15 protein-coding genes are annotated in these 16,723 nt (G+C 55.9%); all 15 read right to left on the reverse strand.

Annotation, left to right across the window (positions count from 1 at the left end):
* Positions 1-9 precede the first annotated feature (9 nt).
* Entirely contained in the window at positions 10-1,059 is a 1,050-nt protein-coding gene (locus tag MUU46_RS14970) for a protein-glutamate methylesterase/protein-glutamine glutaminase (protein ID WP_159755326.1), read from the reverse strand.
* A complete protein-coding gene (gene cheR, locus MUU46_RS14975; RefSeq protein ID WP_258965907.1) occupies positions 1,056-1,922 on the reverse strand; it encodes a protein-glutamate O-methyltransferase CheR in 867 nt (288 codons plus the stop codon). Before cheR ends, MUU46_RS14970 begins: the two co-directional genes overlap by 4 nt.
* A 22-nt stretch (positions 1,923-1,944) precedes the next feature.
* Positions 1,945-3,549 (reverse strand): methyl-accepting chemotaxis protein IV, encoded by a 1,605-nt coding sequence (tap, locus tag MUU46_RS14980; RefSeq protein WP_159755320.1) that lies wholly within the window; start codon positions 3,547-3,549, stop codon positions 1,945-1,947.
* 36 nt (positions 3,550-3,585) lie between these two features.
* Positions 3,586-5,247, reverse strand: a complete 1,662-nt coding sequence (gene tar, locus MUU46_RS14985; protein WP_258965908.1) for a methyl-accepting chemotaxis protein II — start codon at positions 5,245-5,247, stop codon at positions 3,586-3,588.
* A gap of 78 nt (positions 5,248-5,325) precedes the next feature.
* Positions 5,326-6,288, reverse strand: coding sequence for a Csu type fimbrial protein (locus MUU46_RS14990; protein WP_258965909.1), 963 nt, complete (start codon positions 6,286-6,288; stop codon positions 5,326-5,328).
* Positions 6,288-8,675 carry a fimbria/pilus outer membrane usher protein gene (locus tag MUU46_RS14995; protein WP_258965910.1) on the reverse strand — a complete coding sequence of 796 codons (2,388 nt, stop codon included), beginning with the start codon at positions 8,673-8,675 and terminating at the stop codon, positions 6,288-6,290. Before MUU46_RS14995 ends, MUU46_RS14990 begins: the two co-directional genes overlap by 1 nt.
* On the reverse strand, positions 8,651-9,418 hold the full coding sequence (locus MUU46_RS15000; RefSeq protein WP_159755309.1) for a fimbrial biogenesis chaperone: 768 nt from the start codon (positions 9,416-9,418) through the stop codon (positions 8,651-8,653). Before MUU46_RS15000 ends, MUU46_RS14995 begins: the two co-directional genes overlap by 25 nt.
* A gap of 16 nt (positions 9,419-9,434) precedes the next feature.
* On the reverse strand, positions 9,435-9,908 hold the full coding sequence (locus tag MUU46_RS15005) for a Csu type fimbrial protein (RefSeq protein ID WP_258966019.1): 474 nt from the start codon (positions 9,906-9,908) through the stop codon (positions 9,435-9,437).
* Between the two features lie 86 nt (positions 9,909-9,994).
* Positions 9,995-10,564 (reverse strand): Csu type fimbrial protein, encoded by a 570-nt coding sequence (locus MUU46_RS15010; RefSeq protein ID WP_258965911.1) that lies wholly within the window; start codon positions 10,562-10,564, stop codon positions 9,995-9,997.
* A 344-nt stretch (positions 10,565-10,908) separates the two neighbouring features.
* On the reverse strand, positions 10,909-11,412 hold the full coding sequence (cheW, locus tag MUU46_RS15015) for a chemotaxis protein CheW (RefSeq protein ID WP_125351895.1): 504 nt from the start codon (positions 11,410-11,412) through the stop codon (positions 10,909-10,911).
* 21 nt (positions 11,413-11,433) lie between these two features.
* Entirely contained in the window at positions 11,434-13,461 is a 2,028-nt protein-coding gene (cheA, locus tag MUU46_RS15020; RefSeq protein ID WP_258965912.1) for a chemotaxis protein CheA, read from the reverse strand.
* Between the two features lie 4 nt (positions 13,462-13,465).
* Positions 13,466-14,395 (reverse strand): flagellar motor protein MotB, encoded by a 930-nt coding sequence (gene motB / locus MUU46_RS15025; RefSeq protein ID WP_258965913.1) that lies wholly within the window; start codon positions 14,393-14,395, stop codon positions 13,466-13,468.
* Positions 14,392-15,282: a flagellar motor stator protein MotA gene (motA, locus tag MUU46_RS15030; RefSeq protein WP_159753432.1), complete on the reverse strand. Its 891-nt coding sequence runs from the start codon at positions 15,280-15,282 to the stop codon at positions 14,392-14,394. Before motA ends, motB begins: the two co-directional genes overlap by 4 nt.
* A gap of 126 nt (positions 15,283-15,408) precedes the next feature.
* Positions 15,409-15,987 carry a flagellar transcriptional regulator FlhC gene (gene flhC, locus MUU46_RS15035; RefSeq protein ID WP_159753429.1) on the reverse strand — a complete coding sequence of 193 codons (579 nt, stop codon included), beginning with the start codon at positions 15,985-15,987 and terminating at the stop codon, positions 15,409-15,411.
* A gap of 2 nt (positions 15,988-15,989) precedes the next feature.
* The gene (gene flhD, locus MUU46_RS15040) at positions 15,990-16,340 is read right to left on the reverse strand and encodes a flagellar transcriptional regulator FlhD (protein WP_258965914.1); all 351 of its coding nucleotides are present in this window, start codon (positions 16,338-16,340) and stop codon (positions 15,990-15,992) included.
* Positions 16,341-16,723 lie beyond the last annotated feature (383 nt).

Consider the following 16,723-nt stretch of genomic DNA (forward strand, 5'->3'; position numbering starts at 1 on the left):
TCACTCCTCTTAAATACGTATTGCCTGTCCGGCACTGATTTTCGCCAGCATCTGCTGGCTTACCTGGCTAAGATCGACCACTTCGCTGACGCCACCCATATTGATGGCCTCACGCGGCATGCCGAACACCACACAACTTGCTTCGTTCTGTGCGATTGTCCAGGCGCCAGCCTGGTGCATCGCTAACATTCCTGCGGCGCCGTCGTTGCCCATGCCGGTGAGGATCACTCCCACCGCATTGCGCCCGGCGTTTTTCGCCACCGAATGAAACAGTACATCCACCGACGGACGATGCCGGTTAACCGGCGGCCCGTCATGAATTTTGATTTGATAGTTGGCCCCGCTACGCGCCAGCTCCATATGTTTGTCACCCGGAGCGATGTAAGCGTGGCCAGGCAAAACGCGCTCGCCGTCTTCGGCCTCTTTCACCGCAATCTGGCACAGCTTGTTCAGCCGTTCGGCGAACGAGCGGGTGAATCCCGGCGGCATATGCTGAGTGATTAAAATCGCCGGACTGGTCAACGGCAGCGGTTGTAGCACGTGGCGAATCGCTTCGGTGCCGCCCGTTGAGGCTCCAATCACCAGCAGCTTTTCAGAGCTGAGCATCGGCCCGGCCTTGAGCGCTACTGGCGCCGCCAGCGTTTTGTGCGCACTAATCTGCGCCCGCGAGGCGGCCCGCACTTTGTCGGCAATCATTTCGCTGTAGGCCAGCATCCCTTCACGAATGCCAATCTGCGGCTTGGTGACGAAGTCCACTGCCCCCAGCTCCAGCGCGCGTAGCGTGACTTCCGACCCTTTGCCGGTCAGCGAGGAAACCATCACCACCGGCATCGGCCGCAGCCGCATCAGTTTTTCCAGAAAATCGAGGCCGTCCATACGCGGCATTTCGACATCCAGCGTCAGCACGTCCGGGTTGTATTTTTTGATCAAATCCCGAGCGACCAGCGGATCAGGCGCAGTTGCCACCATTTCCATATCGCTGTGGCTGTTGATAATCTCCGTCATTATCTGACGCATCAGAGCCGAATCATCCACAGACAACACCCTGATTTTACTCATGATTTATCCTTACTCAGCGCGTACACCGTCTGCCCCCGCAGACTGAACTCGCGCACGAGATTGCTGAAGTTCTCTGAGTGCCCGGCAAACAGTAATCCGTCAGGCTTAAGCAGAGGAACAAAGCGGCGCAGGATCTCCTGCTGCGTCGTCTTGTCGAAGTAAATCATCACGTTGCGACAAAAAATCGCATCGAATGGCCCCGGAACGTTGTAGTTTTTATCCAGCAAATTCACCGGAGCAAAATCAACATAATTCGCCAGTTCCTGCCGCACGCGCACCAGGCCATTGTGTGGCCCGGTGCCACGCATGAAATAGTGCTGTAGCTGCTGCTGCGACAGAGTTTTCAGCTCATCCTGGCGATAAACGCCGTTCTGCGCTTTGTTCAGGACTTCAGTGTCGATGTCGCTGGCGAAAACCTTCCAGCGCCCCGGCGCTGTGCCCAACGTGTCGGCGAGCGTAATGGCAATGGAGTACGGCTCTTCGCCGGTCGATGCCGCCGCGCACCAGACGCGATACTCACCCTGACGCCGCTTCGCGTGCTCAGCCAACGTCGGGAAATGGTGCGCCTCGCGGAAAAATGCCGTGAGGTTAGTGGTCAGCGAGTTAATAAATGCTTGCCACTCGGCGTTATCCTGATTGGCCTCCAGTATTGCCAGATAGCGGCCAAAATCATCGAGACCGAGCTGGCGTAAACGCCGCACCAGCCGGTTGTACACCATGTCGCGCTTGTGATCGGCCAGCACAATACCTGCGCGCTGGTAGATCAGTTGGCATATCCGACGAAACTGCGCGTCGGATAGCGCCAGGCGCTGTGTCATCTGCATGAGGAATGACGATTGCCCGTTGGGCAGAGTTGCAGTCATAGCGCCTTCTTTTTACGTCCTTTCAGGAAACCACAGGCACGGCAACTGGCGGTGCCCCTTCTTGATGATGCGGTACTCTTTTTTCTTCAAGTTCAAATAACGACACCAGCGCGGTCAAGCTATCGGCCTGCCCTGCCAGCTGTTCGGTCGCCGCCGCCGCTTCTTCCACCAGCGAGGCATTTTGCTGTGTCACCTGATCCATCTGGCTTACCGCCAGCGCCACCTGTTCGATACCACGACGCTGTTCGTCAGACGCCGAAGCAATCTCACCCATGATGTCGTTAACCTGGGTGACGGAACGGACGATCTCGTTCATGGTGTTGGCGGCTGTGTCCACCAGCGCCGAACCTTCCTGCACCCGGGCGACCGACTCTTCAATCAGGCCTTTAATTTCTTTTGCCGCCTGGGCGCTGCGGCTGGCGAGATTACGCACTTCCCCGGCAACGACTGCAAACCCACGGCCCTGCTCGCCCGCGCGTGCCGCTTCTACCGCCGCGTTGAGTGCCAGAATGTTGGTCTGGAAGGCAATGCCGTCGATAACGCTGATAATGTCGCCAATTTTGCGAGAACTGGTGGCAATACCGTGCATGGTCTCCGCCACGTGTGACGCCTGCTCGCCGCCGCGTTTGGCCGTCGATGCCGCTGTGCTCGCCAGGCCAGATGCCTGTCGGGCATTGTCGGCGTTTTGCCCGACGGTGGCGGTCAATTGCTCCATGCTCGCTGCGGTTTCTGCCAGCGAAGCCGCCTGCTGTTCGGTGCGCGACGAGAGATCATTGTTACCTGCGGCAATCTCTGAAATCCCGGTATGCATCGCATGACTGCCCTGCCGCACCTGACTTACCGTGTCGCGCAACGCGGTTTGCATCGCTTTCAGTCCGGCAAAAATGGCTGAAATTTCGTTCTTGCCGAACACCGACACCGGTCGCGCCAGGTTGCCCTGAGCAATGCTGGTGAAGTGACTGCTAATAATGTTGAGCGGCTGAACAATCATCCGGCGCGTCCACAGCAGTGCGCCGCTGGTAATCATCGCGGCAAGCACTACCATCGCGATGAAAATTGCCGCCGAACGGTGATAATTTCCTTCGCTCGCGTGGCGCGCATTTTGTACATACGCCCCAATATTCTGCTGCCAGGTATGGTAGTTGGCATCAAACGCGTCCTGTGCCGTTTGCACCGGTGCGGTCATAAAGTCTGAAAGCTGGTTGCTTTCAAGCCAGGTCGCCTGGTGATCGAGCGCGGCGTGCAGGTCGGCATAGGTTTGCTTGCTTTGCGCCTGCAACGTTTTGGCTGCGTCATTCACCGGTGGGATCGCCATAAACTCAGCAAACTCTTTATCCGCCTGTTTCAGTTCCCGGCGTGCGCTGGTCATCAGCTTTTTGATCTCTTCCGGCGGATAACTCAGCGCGGTCAGCGTCCCGGCTTTATTCAGCGCGGTGCTGGCCTGAAGCAACACCACGCGGGCATCCATCAGACTGCTTAACTGCACATTCCCTTGCTCAACCTGACTGAGGTTTTTCTGTCCATCACGAAACGCCCAAAACGACAGCCCATTACTGCCCACCTGTAACAGGCCACACACCACCAGAATCAGAAACAAGGTGGTCGAGATACGAATTCGATTGAACATCACCACTCCCGATATACGGCAACAGGCCGCGTAAAGTTAAAAAGTTTCCCAGTTATCATCGGTTCCGGCGGCGGCAACGTGCGGGCGCAATGGCTCGCGGCTGGCCGGTGGAACGCTTGTCTTTTGACGCATTGCACGGCTACTGACGGTGGCAATCTGAAACGCGGAAACGGCGCGGGCCAGACTGCCTGACTGCTCTTCAAGTGCCGCAGCGGCGGCAGCAGACTGCTGCACCAGCGCGGCGTTTTGTTGGGTGACGCGATCCATTTCGGAGACGGCGAGAGCGACCTGATCGATACCGCGGCTCTGTTCGTCGGAGGCCGAGGAAATCTCACCCATGATGTCGGTGACCCGGGTGACGGCGTTGACAATATCGCTCATGGTTTCGCCCGCGCTTTCCACCAGTACCGAACCGGTGTCCACTTTCGACACCGAGTCTTCAATCAGGCCTTTGATCTCTTTTGCCGCCTGGGCGCTGCGACTGGCGAGGTTACGCACTTCGCCGGCTACGACCGCAAAACCACGGCCCTGCTCCCCTGCACGCGCGGCTTCGACCGCGGCGTTGAGTGCCAGAATGTTGGTCTGGAATGCAATGCCGTCGATAACGCCGGTAATATCAGAAATCTTTTGCGAGCTGGCGGCGATGTCGTGCATGGTTTTCACCACGCCATCCACCACTTTGCCGCCGCGCAGTGCAGTTTCGGAGGCGCTTAACGCCAGCTGTGACGCCTGACGGGCATTTTCAGCGTTCTGTTTCACGGTGGCGGTCAGTTCTTCCATGCTGGCAGCGGTTTGCTCGAGGGCTGACGCCTGTTCTTCGGTGCGGGAAGAAAGATCGTTATTGCCGACTGCGATTTCGCTCGTGCCGGTATAAATGGCGTCAGAACCCTGGCGCACACGGGTGACGGTGTCGATCAGCGACTGCTGCATCTGGTTAACGGTTTCGGCCAGCGTGGCGATTTCGTTACGTCCGCGCACGTTTATCGGCTGCGTCAAATCGCCCTGCGCAATTCGGCGCAAATGCCCCATTACGCCGGCCAGCGGATTAAGCAGAATGTGGCGAATGCCGTACCACGCTGCGGCAAGGATAATCACCAGCACAATGGCGATTGCCGCCAGCTGCAACTGGGCAAATTTATAATCACGTTTGCTGGTGCTGAAGGCGTGCTGATAGAGGGTTTCGCTTTGCGTCGCATATTGGGTCATCGCGTCGGCCAAGCCGTTTTGCATACCCTGCGTTGGCTGGGCGAAATAGGCATCCATGTTGCCGTTTTGCAGAAAGCCCACCAGTTCGGTCAGCCCGGCGAAGTATTTCTGGTAGCTCGTATCCACCGTACCGCTGACCTCCGCCAGTGCAGGCTGTGCGGCCAACTGCGTGAACGCCGCGTAATGTTTTGCCGCCTCCGCCAGTGAGGTTTTGGCGTTGTTCAGCAAGTCCGTTTTGGCGCTGCTTTGCTGATTAGCGGCGTCCATCATCATGCGCGCCGATGAGCGGCTCAGGTTGATGCGCGTTTGCAGCATCAGTTCCCAGGTTTTGCTCAGTTCGGTCTGACGGGTACGCAGCTCATTCGAGAGGGAAAAACTGTGCTGGTTTTGCTGCAGGGACGAGAACAGAAAGCCACCAGACAGCAGCTGAAGCAGTGCGAAGACGACCAGCACCAACATCAACAGGGTGACAACGCGGATACGGTTCAACATACAACACCTTTTCAATAACGTGATAGCGGTGTTATCGGCACGTATCCACAGAACTTTACGTTAAGTCACGCGACGTGATTAAAAGGTGACGTCCACCACCAGCGTGTCGGTGTAACTCCCGGCGGGCGGTGTGGTCTGCCCACTCAGCATTCGGGCGGTATAGTTATAGGTGTTCACCGTTCCGTCAGCGCTGACAGAACTCGCGGCGCTGCTTGCCCAGCGTTCACTCCCGCTCGGTCCCCAACGATTGTTGGTGCTGCCCTTATAGATGTCGTAACTCATCGAATTGTTACCACTGACCATTTTCCGCACCGTGCCGCTGCCCGCGTTCACACCGTTGTTGATGCCCACGGTGTAGACGCTGCCTTTGGTGCAGGTGATGGCGACGGATTGCGACACCGGCAGGAAATTGCTCACCAGTGGCGCACTGCCGAAATTGACATCCGGCGCGCTGATGGTGATGCAATCGGTGGTGACGGTCATGTTTAACAGCGTCGTTACGACAACGGTGCCGGTTTGCGGCGTGCCCAGGCAAATCCCGAGTAACCCGGTCGGACACACGTTATAGCTGATGCTCAGGTTGACGCTGACCTGATAGGTTCCAGCCCGGACGCTCTGCCCCGCCACCGTGCGGAAGTAAATCGGCAAGGTATAGCTTTTTGAGGTCAGCAGACCGAGCAGCGTATTCCCGCTCCAGGTATAGGTTTGCGCGATAGGGGTTTCGGTGGTGTTACTGCAAGAAGATGTGCCGCAGACCCTGACCGGAACCGCATCGGCGGCAGCGGTGTTTTTCAGCGCCGGGCGTGTGCCCGACGTGGCGGTGGCACTGACCACGTTCATGGAGACCGTATCACTGGTCAGCAGGTTCAGCACCGTGTCGCAGCTGACTATCAGATTAGCTGACGTTTGCTGCTCGGTTCTGTTGACCGTGAACGACGAGAGGCTACCCATTGATGCATTCGCCATGCTGACCGTACAGGCCGCGTGCACCGGCAGACTCACCAGGCAGAGAAGGACCAACACCCCTAAAGCGCGACGCATTATTTCGTCTCCCGGCAGATAAGCGGCCCGTAGGTCTGCAGTTTGTGGTCAGGATTCGGCTGCGTCGTGAAATTGACCGCGCAGCGTTTGCCGTCCGGCGTGGTGATGGTCAGTGGGTTATTGTCATTCAGGCTTTCAAGCCAGGCGATGCCATCGTAGCCCACCGGTGCGTCCGCTTTTCCGGCACGCGAAACGATGCTGGCGACGGGCAACGGTTTTCCGGCCTCATCATGGAGAATAACGCTCGCCACGCGTTCTTCTTCCATTGGAAATTCAAGCAGATATCCGCTGTTACGCCGTAACGCAATACGTCTTTCAGTCTGTTTAAGCTGGGTATCCGCCGGCAGGTTCAAGGCATTAATACTGTAGTTCGCGGGGTACCAGGCCGAGACGCCACTAATCAGCAGGTAGCCTTTGTCGTTGGTTTCACCCACCGGCTGATGCTCGTAGCTCACCGGTACCGACGGCTGTCCGTCGGTGCTGATCACCACAAACGCATCGTTGATTTTATTGGCAGCGAAGAGCTGACCATCCATCAGCACCAGCGATCCCATCGCTTCGCCCCACCAGGTCATTTCATTTTCTTCGCCGTAGCCACCGCCCTGCAACTCGATATTGTTGTTGCGCCAGCCGAGCGTCGCCTGTTGGTAGTTGCTCGATTGCGATTGCTGCGCCCAGGCCAGATTCCAGCTAAAGCCACCGTCAGACGGCATGGTGTGGTTGTAACTTACGCGCTGTGTATTACCGTAATCCGGCGTATTTTCGGTACTCACCGCCACGCTGTCCCTGTCGCCAAGCGGGATTTGCAGCGACATTGCCAGCGTCCAGTCTCCGCGCTGCTGGTCGCGGCTGGCCGCCAGATAAATACTGCTGCTTCCCCACAGGTTGCGGCTCCAGGAGAGATTCAGCAGTTCGGTTTTTTGGCTGTCAAAGCTCTGAACGCCAATCCATGCTGCGCCGATATTGCCGTAGTTGCCCATATTCAGCGACAGCGAATACTGGTCGCTGCGCTGGCTGAGGCTGGCGATCGGGTTATTATCGTCGTCGTACAGACGTGGGGTGTCGTATAGCGCGAGGTTGCCGAAGGTTTTATCGCGATGGGTATGCTGAGTAATAAAGCTGAATGCACCGGTGCTGTACTGATAGCCCCAGTTCAGCTGTTGGCCGCCTTCACCCTCCATCTGGCTATGGGTGTAGCTGCCGTTGACGATCCCAAACTGACCGAGCTTCACCAGCGCACCTGCCCCGCCGAGCGCCAGTGATTCCGCGCCTTCTGCGTGGCTTTCCAGCGTCAGATAATCATTCACGCCGTAGCGCCAGGTGCCACTGCCCACCGCCGGACCATAGTCAAAATTTTCAATACCGTAATTACGCCGCAGTGCGCCAAAGGTCACCGCGCCGTCGCTGATACCGGGTTTGAGCATTTCACTGGCGACGTAAAACGGCAGCGTGGTACTGACCTGTCGGCCTAGCGCATCAGTGGTGACCAACACCGCGTTGCCCGCGCCGTTGATGTAGGGCAAGTTGGTTAGCGTAAACGGTCCGGGCTGGAGCTGGGTCGAGCCTGCGCGATAGCCGTCAATGAACAAGTCCACCGACGTCGGCACCGCCGCATCCCCCGTAAAGGTAGGTAACGGCCAGGTAACCAGGTCAGGACGCAGCGAAAAATCGCGCCCGATACGCACCCCGCCGACGCGCACGCTGTTGCTCCAGCTCAGAGCATCGCTGATGGTATCGCCCAAATCCCATTCGAGGACATTGTCATCGTCGGTGTAGCTCAGGGTGGTGTCGTAGCGCATATAGCCGTCGGCGAACTGACTTTCGCCGCTGAGGTTTTGCCGGATGTAACCGGTGGAAGAGAGGCTGTTTTTTCCGCTGAAAAAGCGCAGTTCATGCCAGATGGCCGCCTGGCCCGCGCCGTGCTGAGTCTGACTGGTATAAACATCGTAATTGAGCAGCGCGCCTGTGCCGTCCAGCGGAACAGCGCGTTTGATCCCGCTCTGAAAAGTGGCTTCTTTAGCGGCGAACCAGCCGGACGGCACGGTGAGCAACATCCTCTGGCGGTTGCCGTCATACTCAGTTTTGACCTCATTCAGCGTCGAAATATCAACGTCGCCCGCCGGCAGTTTATCTTTCGGCAGCCCAGCGCGTTGCAGGTCGGCACTGGCGATAAACCAGTGGTTATCACGCAGGGTTACAGGCACCACCGTCTCAGTATCATAGTGGTTAATAATCAGCCCAAGCTGATACACCGAGTGCTGGTTAATCTCGCGTGGATCCGGCGGGGGAGGCAGCAAATCGTCGCCCGATTCTGCCCGACAAAGACCTGAGCTGGTTAGCAATATGCACATAGCAAGTTTTGTCAGTTGCCCGGTGCGGACTGCCATTTCGCGTCCTGTGCGTTGATGGTCGCGTTAATCTGATCCGGATGCGTCACCCCCGGCGGCAGCGGCCAGCGTCGGCTTTCGCCGGGCAGGACATATCCCAGCAGGCCGGGCGCGATTTGCCGTTCGCTGCCTCCCTGTCGCAGTGAAACGTCACTTAATCGCACGTGAACCCGATCGCGGTTGCGCACTTCGATAGCCGGTTTTCCATCGAGAGTGATGTTGTTCCAGCTCAGATTACGGTCATCGACCAGCACATGATTGGCACCTTCATCTTCCACCGGCACGCCCTGGCCGTAGACAAACAGTGGGATCGAGTAGCGCATTTGCAGCTTGAGGCCGATCTGCGGTTGGGTGTTCGCCGCCGGTTGTGGGATTTCATCGATGATAACTCGGTAGGCAAACTCTTTACCCTGCGACACCGGGCTCTGTTTGATCAGACGGATCAGCTGTTTCCCGCCGCGGTCGATGCGCAAAATCGGCGGGCTTGCCACGACATCTTGTTGCTGCTGATAGCGTTCAAAACCGCCCTGTTGCTGCCAGCGAACAATGCGCACCTGCATGGTGGTGGCGCTCGCACCCTGATTTTCAATCCACAGTTCGGTGGCTTTTTTATCCGCAGCCAGAAAAGGATCGATAGGCCAGATAAGCACCGTCGCAGCAGCATGTGCGCCTGTCGATGCCAGAAAGAGTCCGCTCAGACAAATCAGCGCGGACAACGCGCGCGGCAGACAGCTCTGATTCATTGTTTTTCTCCCTGTATTACCATGACAACGTCACGGTGAGTTGGTCAGTGTAATTTCCTGCCGGACTAAAGCCGGTTAACTGCGCGGCCCCATAAAGGGTGAGCGCAATACTGTCGCCGGTGGTGTAAGCCACGGAGACACTCTGATTGACCCCAATTTCACTGTTGGCCGCCAGACTACTGCTGGTGTACAGCCTGTAAGGCACCCGATCGGTGCCACCGGAACGCTGCATATTGCGCACCGTGGTGTAGTTTTGCCCGCCATTAATGCTCATGCTCAGCGCTACGCCCGGTGTACAGGCCAGCGTGAATGAGGCGTTCGGCACGAACTGGGTGCTGACCTGCCCAGACTTCACCCCGCTATAGCTGCCAAAATTCAGCGATCCCATCGCCCCGCCGGTGCCCGTCGCCACGGAACAGCCCGGCGTGATGGTGGCATTGACCTTGAATGACTGGGTGGAGACCGTCAGCGCCTGCACCGGAAAGCCCATAATCAGCAGCGCAACCAGTCCAAAAAGGCGTAACTGTTCCCGGACTTCCCGCAGGAAGCCTGACGCACCCCATGTCATTCGCGGGTTTAGTAATTGACGCTGACGTTAATCGTGTCGGTATAAGTGCCCGGCACGACGGTCACGCTGTTGCCGCCGCCCTGAATACGTCCGTACAAGGTGTAGCTGTCAACACCACCGGTGGTGGAGGCTATCGGCAACGCGGTGTTGTTGGTTATCACGTTGTTGTAGCCGCTGTCGCTATAGAGGCTATACGCTACCCCCTGCTCAGCATTAGTGGTGCTGATGAGATAGCGGCCCGGCGTACCTGGTGTGCCGACCACCGTGCCTGGCGCGGTACTGTTGGCATTTCCGGTGATGGTTACCGTATAGCTATCGGTGGTGCACTGGACGGTAAAGCTGTTGCCGCCGCTGGCGCCTGAAAGCTGAGTGGTGAGTGTGGCGAAAGTTGCCGGATGCGTACCAAAATCGAGCGAACCGAAGTTGATCCCGCTTTGGCTGGGTGAACCGTTGATCAGACAACCATTGGTTAGGGTTAAGGTTGCACCAATTGTGCCAAGGCTGGTCACAGCCTGTGCGCCTGAGGACGCCAGCGCCAGTAAACCGACGGAGGTAATAAGAAGACGTGTTCTGTTCATCGGGTCGTCTCCAGAGTCAGAAGTCCTGGCGCTTTTTTGTTGTGCGTCAGAAGGTTAGCAGGCCACCTCACAGGCGCCTTATCTGAAATTTAGTTCAGGAGATTTCATTCAACCAACTTCGGGAGGTAAATTAAGTCTTTTGCCGTATTTACTTATTTACGTTATATAAATCATGCAATTACAGACGTAACGGCTGACGTAAATGTCACGATGCAAACAATATATTCCCTCTATTGTGATGTAAATCACATATCGTTAACGGAAACATATTAGCGTTACTAACCTGTAGTTAAGGAAGGGTAAAACCAGAGGGGTATTTCCCCCGCAGTTACGGGGGGAAATCATTACGCGGCGCTGATGGCAGCGCTGTCGAGCAGAGACATTTCTTCGCTGTTAAGCAGCTTTTCGATGTTCACCAGAATGAGCATGCGTTCATCGAGTGCACCGAGGCCAGTAAGATATTCGGTCGACAGCGTGACAGCGAACTCCGGCGCCGGGCGAATCTGATCCGATGCCAGGGACAGCACGTCAGACACACCGTCGACTACAATCCCCACCACGCGCTGGCTGAGATTCAGGACAATCACCACCGTGTTGTCATTGTATTCCACATCTTCCTGGCTGAATTTCACTCGCAGGTCGACTATCGGCACAATCACACCGCGCAGGTTGGTCACGCCTTTGATGAACGACGGGGTGTTGGCAATGCGCGTCACCTGATCATAGCCGCGAATTTCCTGCACCTTCAGAATATCAATCCCGTACTCTTCATTCCCCAAGGTGAAGACCAGGAATTCCTGGCCCGAGGGTTCGCCCGCCAGTTTTGCTACATTCGTCATACCGGTCATTTTTTTCCCTTCTTCTTGCCATCAGGCGGCGGTGTTCGCCACACGTTGCTCACGATTCAAACCCTGCAAGGCCTGAACATCGACAATCAGCGCCACGCTGCCATCCCCGAGGATGGTGGCGGCTGAAATACCCGGCACTTTGCGGTAGTTGCTTTCCAGATTTTTCACCACCACCTGGTGCTGGCCGATCAGTTGATCCACCAGCAGCGCATAGCGGCGGCCTGCGCTTTGCAGGATAACCACGATGCCCTGAGTGGCTTCGGTTTTGGCCCCCTGAACATCGAAAACTTTCCATAATTCCACCAGCGGCAGGTATTCGCCGCGTACTTCCAGCACGCGCTCGCCGCCCGCCAGCGGATGCAAATCTTCATCACGCGGCTGTAAGGATTCCATCACCGCATTCAGGGGCAGAATGAAGACTTCACCGCTCACTTTCACCGACATGCCGTCGAGGATCGCCAGGGTCAGCGGCAGCAGAATGCGAATAGTGGTGCCCGCGCCCTGCTTCGATTTAATCTCAACGTGGCCGCCCATCTCCTGGATATTCCGTTTCACCACGTCCATGCCGACGCCGCGTCCAGAAACATCGGTCACCTGCTCGGCGGTAGAGAAGCCGGGGGCGAAAATCAGCATCCCGACATCTTCGTCCGTCATGTTTTCGCTGACCGCCATACCCTGCGACATCGCCTTTGCCAGAATACGTTCGCGGTTCAGGCCTGCGCCGTCATCGGTGACTTCGATGCAGATGTTTCCGCCCTGGTGTTCCGCTGAGAGAATCAGGTTTCCGACCGCAGATTTACCCGCCTCCATGCGGTTTTCTGGCGATTCTATGCCGTGATCGAGACTGTTACGCACCAGATGCGTTAACGGGTCGATAATGCGTTCGATCAGACTTTTATCCAGTTCAGTGGAGCTGCCCATCAGAGTCAGTTCGACTTGCTTATTCAGTTTACCTGCCAGGTCTCGCACCAGACGCGGGAAGCGGCTGAAGACATATTCCATCGGCATCATACGAATCGACATTACCGATTCCTGCAGGTCGCGAGCGTTACGCTCCAGCTGACCCATGCTGGTTATCAAATCGCCGTGCTCAACCGGATCAAGCTCGTTGGAACGCTGGGCAAGCATCGACTGGGTGATGACCAGTTCACCGACCAGGTTAATCAGCTGATCGACCTTTTCAACCGCCACGCGAATACTGGTCGATTCATTGGCCTTCGCCGGTTTTTCTCGCTCGACGCGCGGGGCTGGTGCGGTCTCTTTCGGCACGGCTTTGAGTACAGGGACATTGACCGCCGCAGGCACCGCAAGGGCTTCCACTTCCGTAGCCGTTTCGGCCACAGCGGTTGTCGCTGCGGTTTCAAAGGCAATCTGATCGGCTTCAATCACGAAACACAGCACCGCCACGATATCATCCTGCGAGACCGCGCCGTCGAGATTGGCGCTGAGGGTGTCGGCAGTTTTCACCACATGGCTTATTTGCGCGAGATTGCTGAGTTCTTCCTGCAACATCTCCGGTTCACCGGCTTTCAGGCGCGAAAGCACAATGCGGGTTTGACCCACGCTGTGTTCCGGGGCAATGACCACGTCACTTTCAGCGCCTTCGCTGTCGACCACGGTCAGTTTTGCGCCCGCCGCCGGAGGCACCGCCTCACCTTTTGCATCTAAGGCCAGCTGGCGCAGAGCCTGGCAGATGTATTCAAAGCTGGCAGCGTCCGGCTCCTGCGAGCTTTTATAGGCATCGAGCTGTTCCTGCATAATGTCTTTCGTTTCCAAAAACAGGTTGATAATGTCGGTATTGAGCTGCATCTCACCGCGCCGTGCGTCGTCCAGCAGGTTTTCCATCAGGTGCGTGGTTTCCTGCAAAACTTTAAAACCGAAGGTGCCCGCACCACCTTTTATCGAGTGCGCTGCACGAAAAATGGCGTTCAATTGCTCTGAGTCAGGAGCTTCTGGAACGAGATCCAGCAAGTGCTGCTCCATATCCGCCAACAATTCGTCGGCTTCATCAAAAAATGTCTGATAAAAATCGCTGATATCCATGCTCACGCTATCACCTCTGGAAGGATTGTGGCGCTGTGGGACTGGCCGCCGGAGGCAGTGCCGCCGGTTGCTGTAATACGCTTAATGGTTCGTTCTGGCTGGCAGCGTTTTCATGAAGAATGGCCTGCTCAGTCTGAGTGTTCAGCACCAGTAAACTGATGCGACGGTTGATAGCGTCATCACCGCCGTGCGGCTTTAACTTCATGGTGTTGGCCATGCCGATAACGCGCAGCACTTTGCCGTCGTCCAGACCACCGGCAACCAGCTCCCGGCGCGATGCGTTTGCGCGATCGGCAGAGAGTTCCCAGTTGCTGTAACCGCGGTCGCCGTTGGCGTACGGGTAATCGTCGGTGTGGCCTGAAAGACTGATTTTGTTCGGCACTTCATTCAGCACAGGGGCAATCGCACGCAAAATATCGCGCATGTACGATTCCACATCGGCGCTGCCGGTTTTAAACATCGGGCGGTTCTGACTGTCGATAATCTGAATACGCAGCCCTTCCTGCACCAAATCGATTTTCAGATACTGGCGCAGCGCACGCAGTTTCGGGTCGGACTCAATCAGCTGATCAAGTTCGCCGCGAATTTTCTTCAGCCGGTTCTGCTCCATGCGCTTTTTCAGCTCATCGATATTCGGCGCTTTTTTCACTTCGCCCTGCTGCTGGGTGTAATCATCGCCGCCACCGGGAATTGGGCTGTCACTGTTAGAAATACGCGCCCCGCCGGTGACCGCGGTGGCCAGCGGCGTGCGGAAATATTCGGCAATCTGAATCAGCTCTTTCGGGCTGGAAATAGAGATGAGCCACATCACCAGAAAGAAGGCCATCATCGCGGTCATAAAGTCGGCATAAGCAATTTTCCACGAGCCGTGCCCGGCGCTGCTGTGGCTTTTATGCTTACGTCGCTTAACGATGACGATTGGGTGGGCCTGATTTTTCATGCGTCCTCGGTGGTCGTCTGTTGTGCCGTCGGATTGCGCACCGCACGAACGTGCTCTTCCAGCTCAATGAACGATGGACGTTCGCTGGAGTACAGCGTCTTACGACCAAACTCCACCGCGATTGGCGGCGCATAGCCGTTGAGGTTCGACAGCAACGTGATTTTGACGCACTGCATCATCTTGGTGGTTTCAGCACTTTTCTGCCGCAGCACCGTGGCTAGCGGGGAAATGAATCCGTAAGCCAACAAAATACCGAGGAAGGTACCGACCATCGCGTGGGCAATCATCGCCCCCAACTCCGCCGCCGGACGGTCCGCTGAGCCGAGCGCGTGAACCACACCCATTACCGCCGCCACAATCCCGAATGCAGGCAGTGAATCGCCAACCAGCGCAAGGCTGTTGGCCGGCACTTCGGCTTCGCTTTCGTGAGTTTCAATTTCTTCGTCCATCAGCGCTTCAATTTCAAAGGTGTTCATGTTGCCGCTGATGATGAGACGCAGATAATCGACGATGAATTCCAGCATGATTTTGTCCGCCAGAATGCGCGGATAACTGGCGAAGATTTCGCTCTCAGTCGGGTTTTCGATATCGCGTTCGAGCGAGAACATCCCTTGCTGACGTGACTTGGCCATCAGCCGGTACAACAGCGCCAGCAGATCCATGTACATACTTTTGGTGTACTTCGAACGACGAAACAGTAACGGCAGCGCCTTCAACGTTCCCTTGATGGCTTTACCGTTGTTGCCAACGATAAATGCCCCTATGCCCGCGCCGCCAATAATAATCAGTTCAGCAGGCTGATAGAGTGCCCCAAGGTGTCCGCCGGTGAACGCATACCCGCCGAAAACTGTACCAAGAACAACCAGGTAACCTAATAAGATAAGCACGACATCATCCTTCCGCTATTGATAAGCCCGGGATGAACGGATGAGCATTTCACCGAAACGGCGGCAAAAAAAAAAGCAGCGGACCTGCGTCCGCTGCTGGAGTGTTTTGCCACACCTGATCGTCGGTTAAACAGCGTGCTCTATCTGTTCATCCAGCAGTTGTGGTGTTATATCGGCAGGTCCGCCGGAAAGTTTACGTCTTTTTACTGCACGTGACGGCGGCTGGCAGAGACTGCACACAAAGCTCCCCACGGGTTGGTGAGCATGGGTGATAAAATTGCCGCCACAGCTGTTGCAGCCGTTGAGTTCAAGCATACCGCTCTCAACAAAACGGACCAGGGTCCACGCACGGGTCAGGGCTAAAATAGGCCCATTTTCCTGCTGCGGACACTGTTCGAGATACAAACGGTAAGCCCTGATGACCGCATCAACGCCGTTGCACAGACCGGTTTTAAGCAAATACTGCCAGGCATTACAGAACATCGATGAATGGATGTTCTGTTCCCAGGTCATAAACCAATCGGTAGAGAACGGCAGCATGCCTTTTGGCGGCGGGCTACCGCGCAGCTCTTTGTACAACTTAATGAGGCGACCGCGACTCAGCTGTGTTTCGCTTTCGAGCATCTGCAAACGTGCTCCCAGCGTAATAAGTTCCATTGCCAGTTGTATGTCGCGGGCTTCCTGAACAATACTTTTTTCGCTCATGGTCAGGCCCTTTTTTTCCGTGCAGAGCCATCTGCGAGGCTAGCTTCCTTCAGTAAGCGAGTTGAGAGCAGAATGCCGGTGTGAATTTGTTGCAGGTCATCAACCCGCGACTCCTGCGTGAGTCGGGTGATGGTCTGGTGGCTGTCAAAGCGGAACTGACAAACCAACTGGTTTGTTTCCGCTATTTTCACCATCTGTGGAAGCGTCAGAGAGCCCAATGTTGTCGCCATCTCTTCGTTGATTCCGAGACGGAACATGGCAGAGGCTTTATCCTGACTTATCAAACGCTGTGCAAGTAATAAATAAGACAAATTAATGTCGTAAATATGCTTTAGCAACTCGGATGTATGCATTTTTCCCATCCCGAATAACCAACTATTATTTTATGCGGCATGGCCGCACCCCGTGATGTCGCCGGGTAAAAGACCCGGTAAAAAAGAAAAGGCCAAAATGCATAGCTGACTTAGACGCTGCATCCTTGCGGGTTGTAAGGTCATCTACTGCGGAACCAGGCTAAACCTACAATTTTAAATATTTCTTACAATTGACTAAGATTTTTCCTAATTCGCCGCAACTCTACTCGCCAGTTCTGACACATACAACGTGGCTTTACATAAAATTTGAACTTTATGTGACACGCGTCACATAAATCAGGTGAATCATAGCAGCAAACCCATCAGTTACCATTGTGATTTGTATAATTTTCACCCAGCTGACGTTTTTTTCTATTCCATAT

It is taken from the genome of Scandinavium tedordense, assembly GCF_024764965.1.
Classification (GTDB): Bacteria; Pseudomonadota; Gammaproteobacteria; order Enterobacterales; family Enterobacteriaceae; genus Scandinavium; species Scandinavium tedordense.

Excerpts from the sequence above, each read along its gene's own strand:
- motB (WP_258965913.1), bottom strand. The coding sequence starts at position 14,395 with ATGAAAAATCAGGCCCACCCAATCGTCATCGTTAAGCGACGTAAGCAT.
- MUU46_RS15000 (WP_159755309.1), bottom strand. The coding sequence starts at position 9,418 with ATGAATCAGAGCTGTCTGCCGCGCGCGTTGTCCGCGCTGATTTGTCTG.
- MUU46_RS14970 (WP_159755326.1), bottom strand. The coding sequence starts at position 1,059 with ATGAGTAAAATCAGGGTGTTGTCTGTGGATGATTCGGCTCTGATGCGT.
- MUU46_RS14995 (WP_258965910.1), bottom strand. The coding sequence starts at position 8,675 with ATGGCAGTCCGCACCGGGCAACTGACAAAACTTGCTATGTGCATATTG.
- cheR (WP_258965907.1), bottom strand. The coding sequence starts at position 1,922 with ATGACTGCAACTCTGCCCAACGGGCAATCGTCATTCCTCATGCAGATG.
- cheW (WP_125351895.1), bottom strand. The coding sequence starts at position 11,412 with ATGACCGGTATGACGAATGTAGCAAAACTGGCGGGCGAACCCTCGGGC.
- tar (WP_258965908.1), bottom strand. The coding sequence starts at position 5,247 with ATGTTGAACCGTATCCGCGTTGTCACCCTGTTGATGTTGGTGCTGGTC.
- tap (WP_159755320.1), bottom strand. The coding sequence starts at position 3,549 with ATGTTCAATCGAATTCGTATCTCGACCACCTTGTTTCTGATTCTGGTG.
- MUU46_RS15010 (WP_258965911.1), bottom strand. The coding sequence starts at position 10,564 with ATGAACAGAACACGTCTTCTTATTACCTCCGTCGGTTTACTGGCGCTG.
- MUU46_RS15005 (WP_258966019.1), bottom strand. The coding sequence starts at position 9,908 with ATGGGCTTTCCGGTGCAGGCGCTGACGGTCTCCACCCAGTCATTCAAG.
- flhC (WP_159753429.1), bottom strand. The coding sequence starts at position 15,987 with ATGAGCGAAAAAAGTATTGTTCAGGAAGCCCGCGACATACAACTGGCA.
- MUU46_RS14990 (WP_258965909.1), bottom strand. The coding sequence starts at position 6,288 with ATGCGTCGCGCTTTAGGGGTGTTGGTCCTTCTCTGCCTGGTGAGTCTG.
- flhD (WP_258965914.1), bottom strand. The coding sequence starts at position 16,340 with ATGCATACATCCGAGTTGCTAAAGCATATTTACGACATTAATTTGTCT.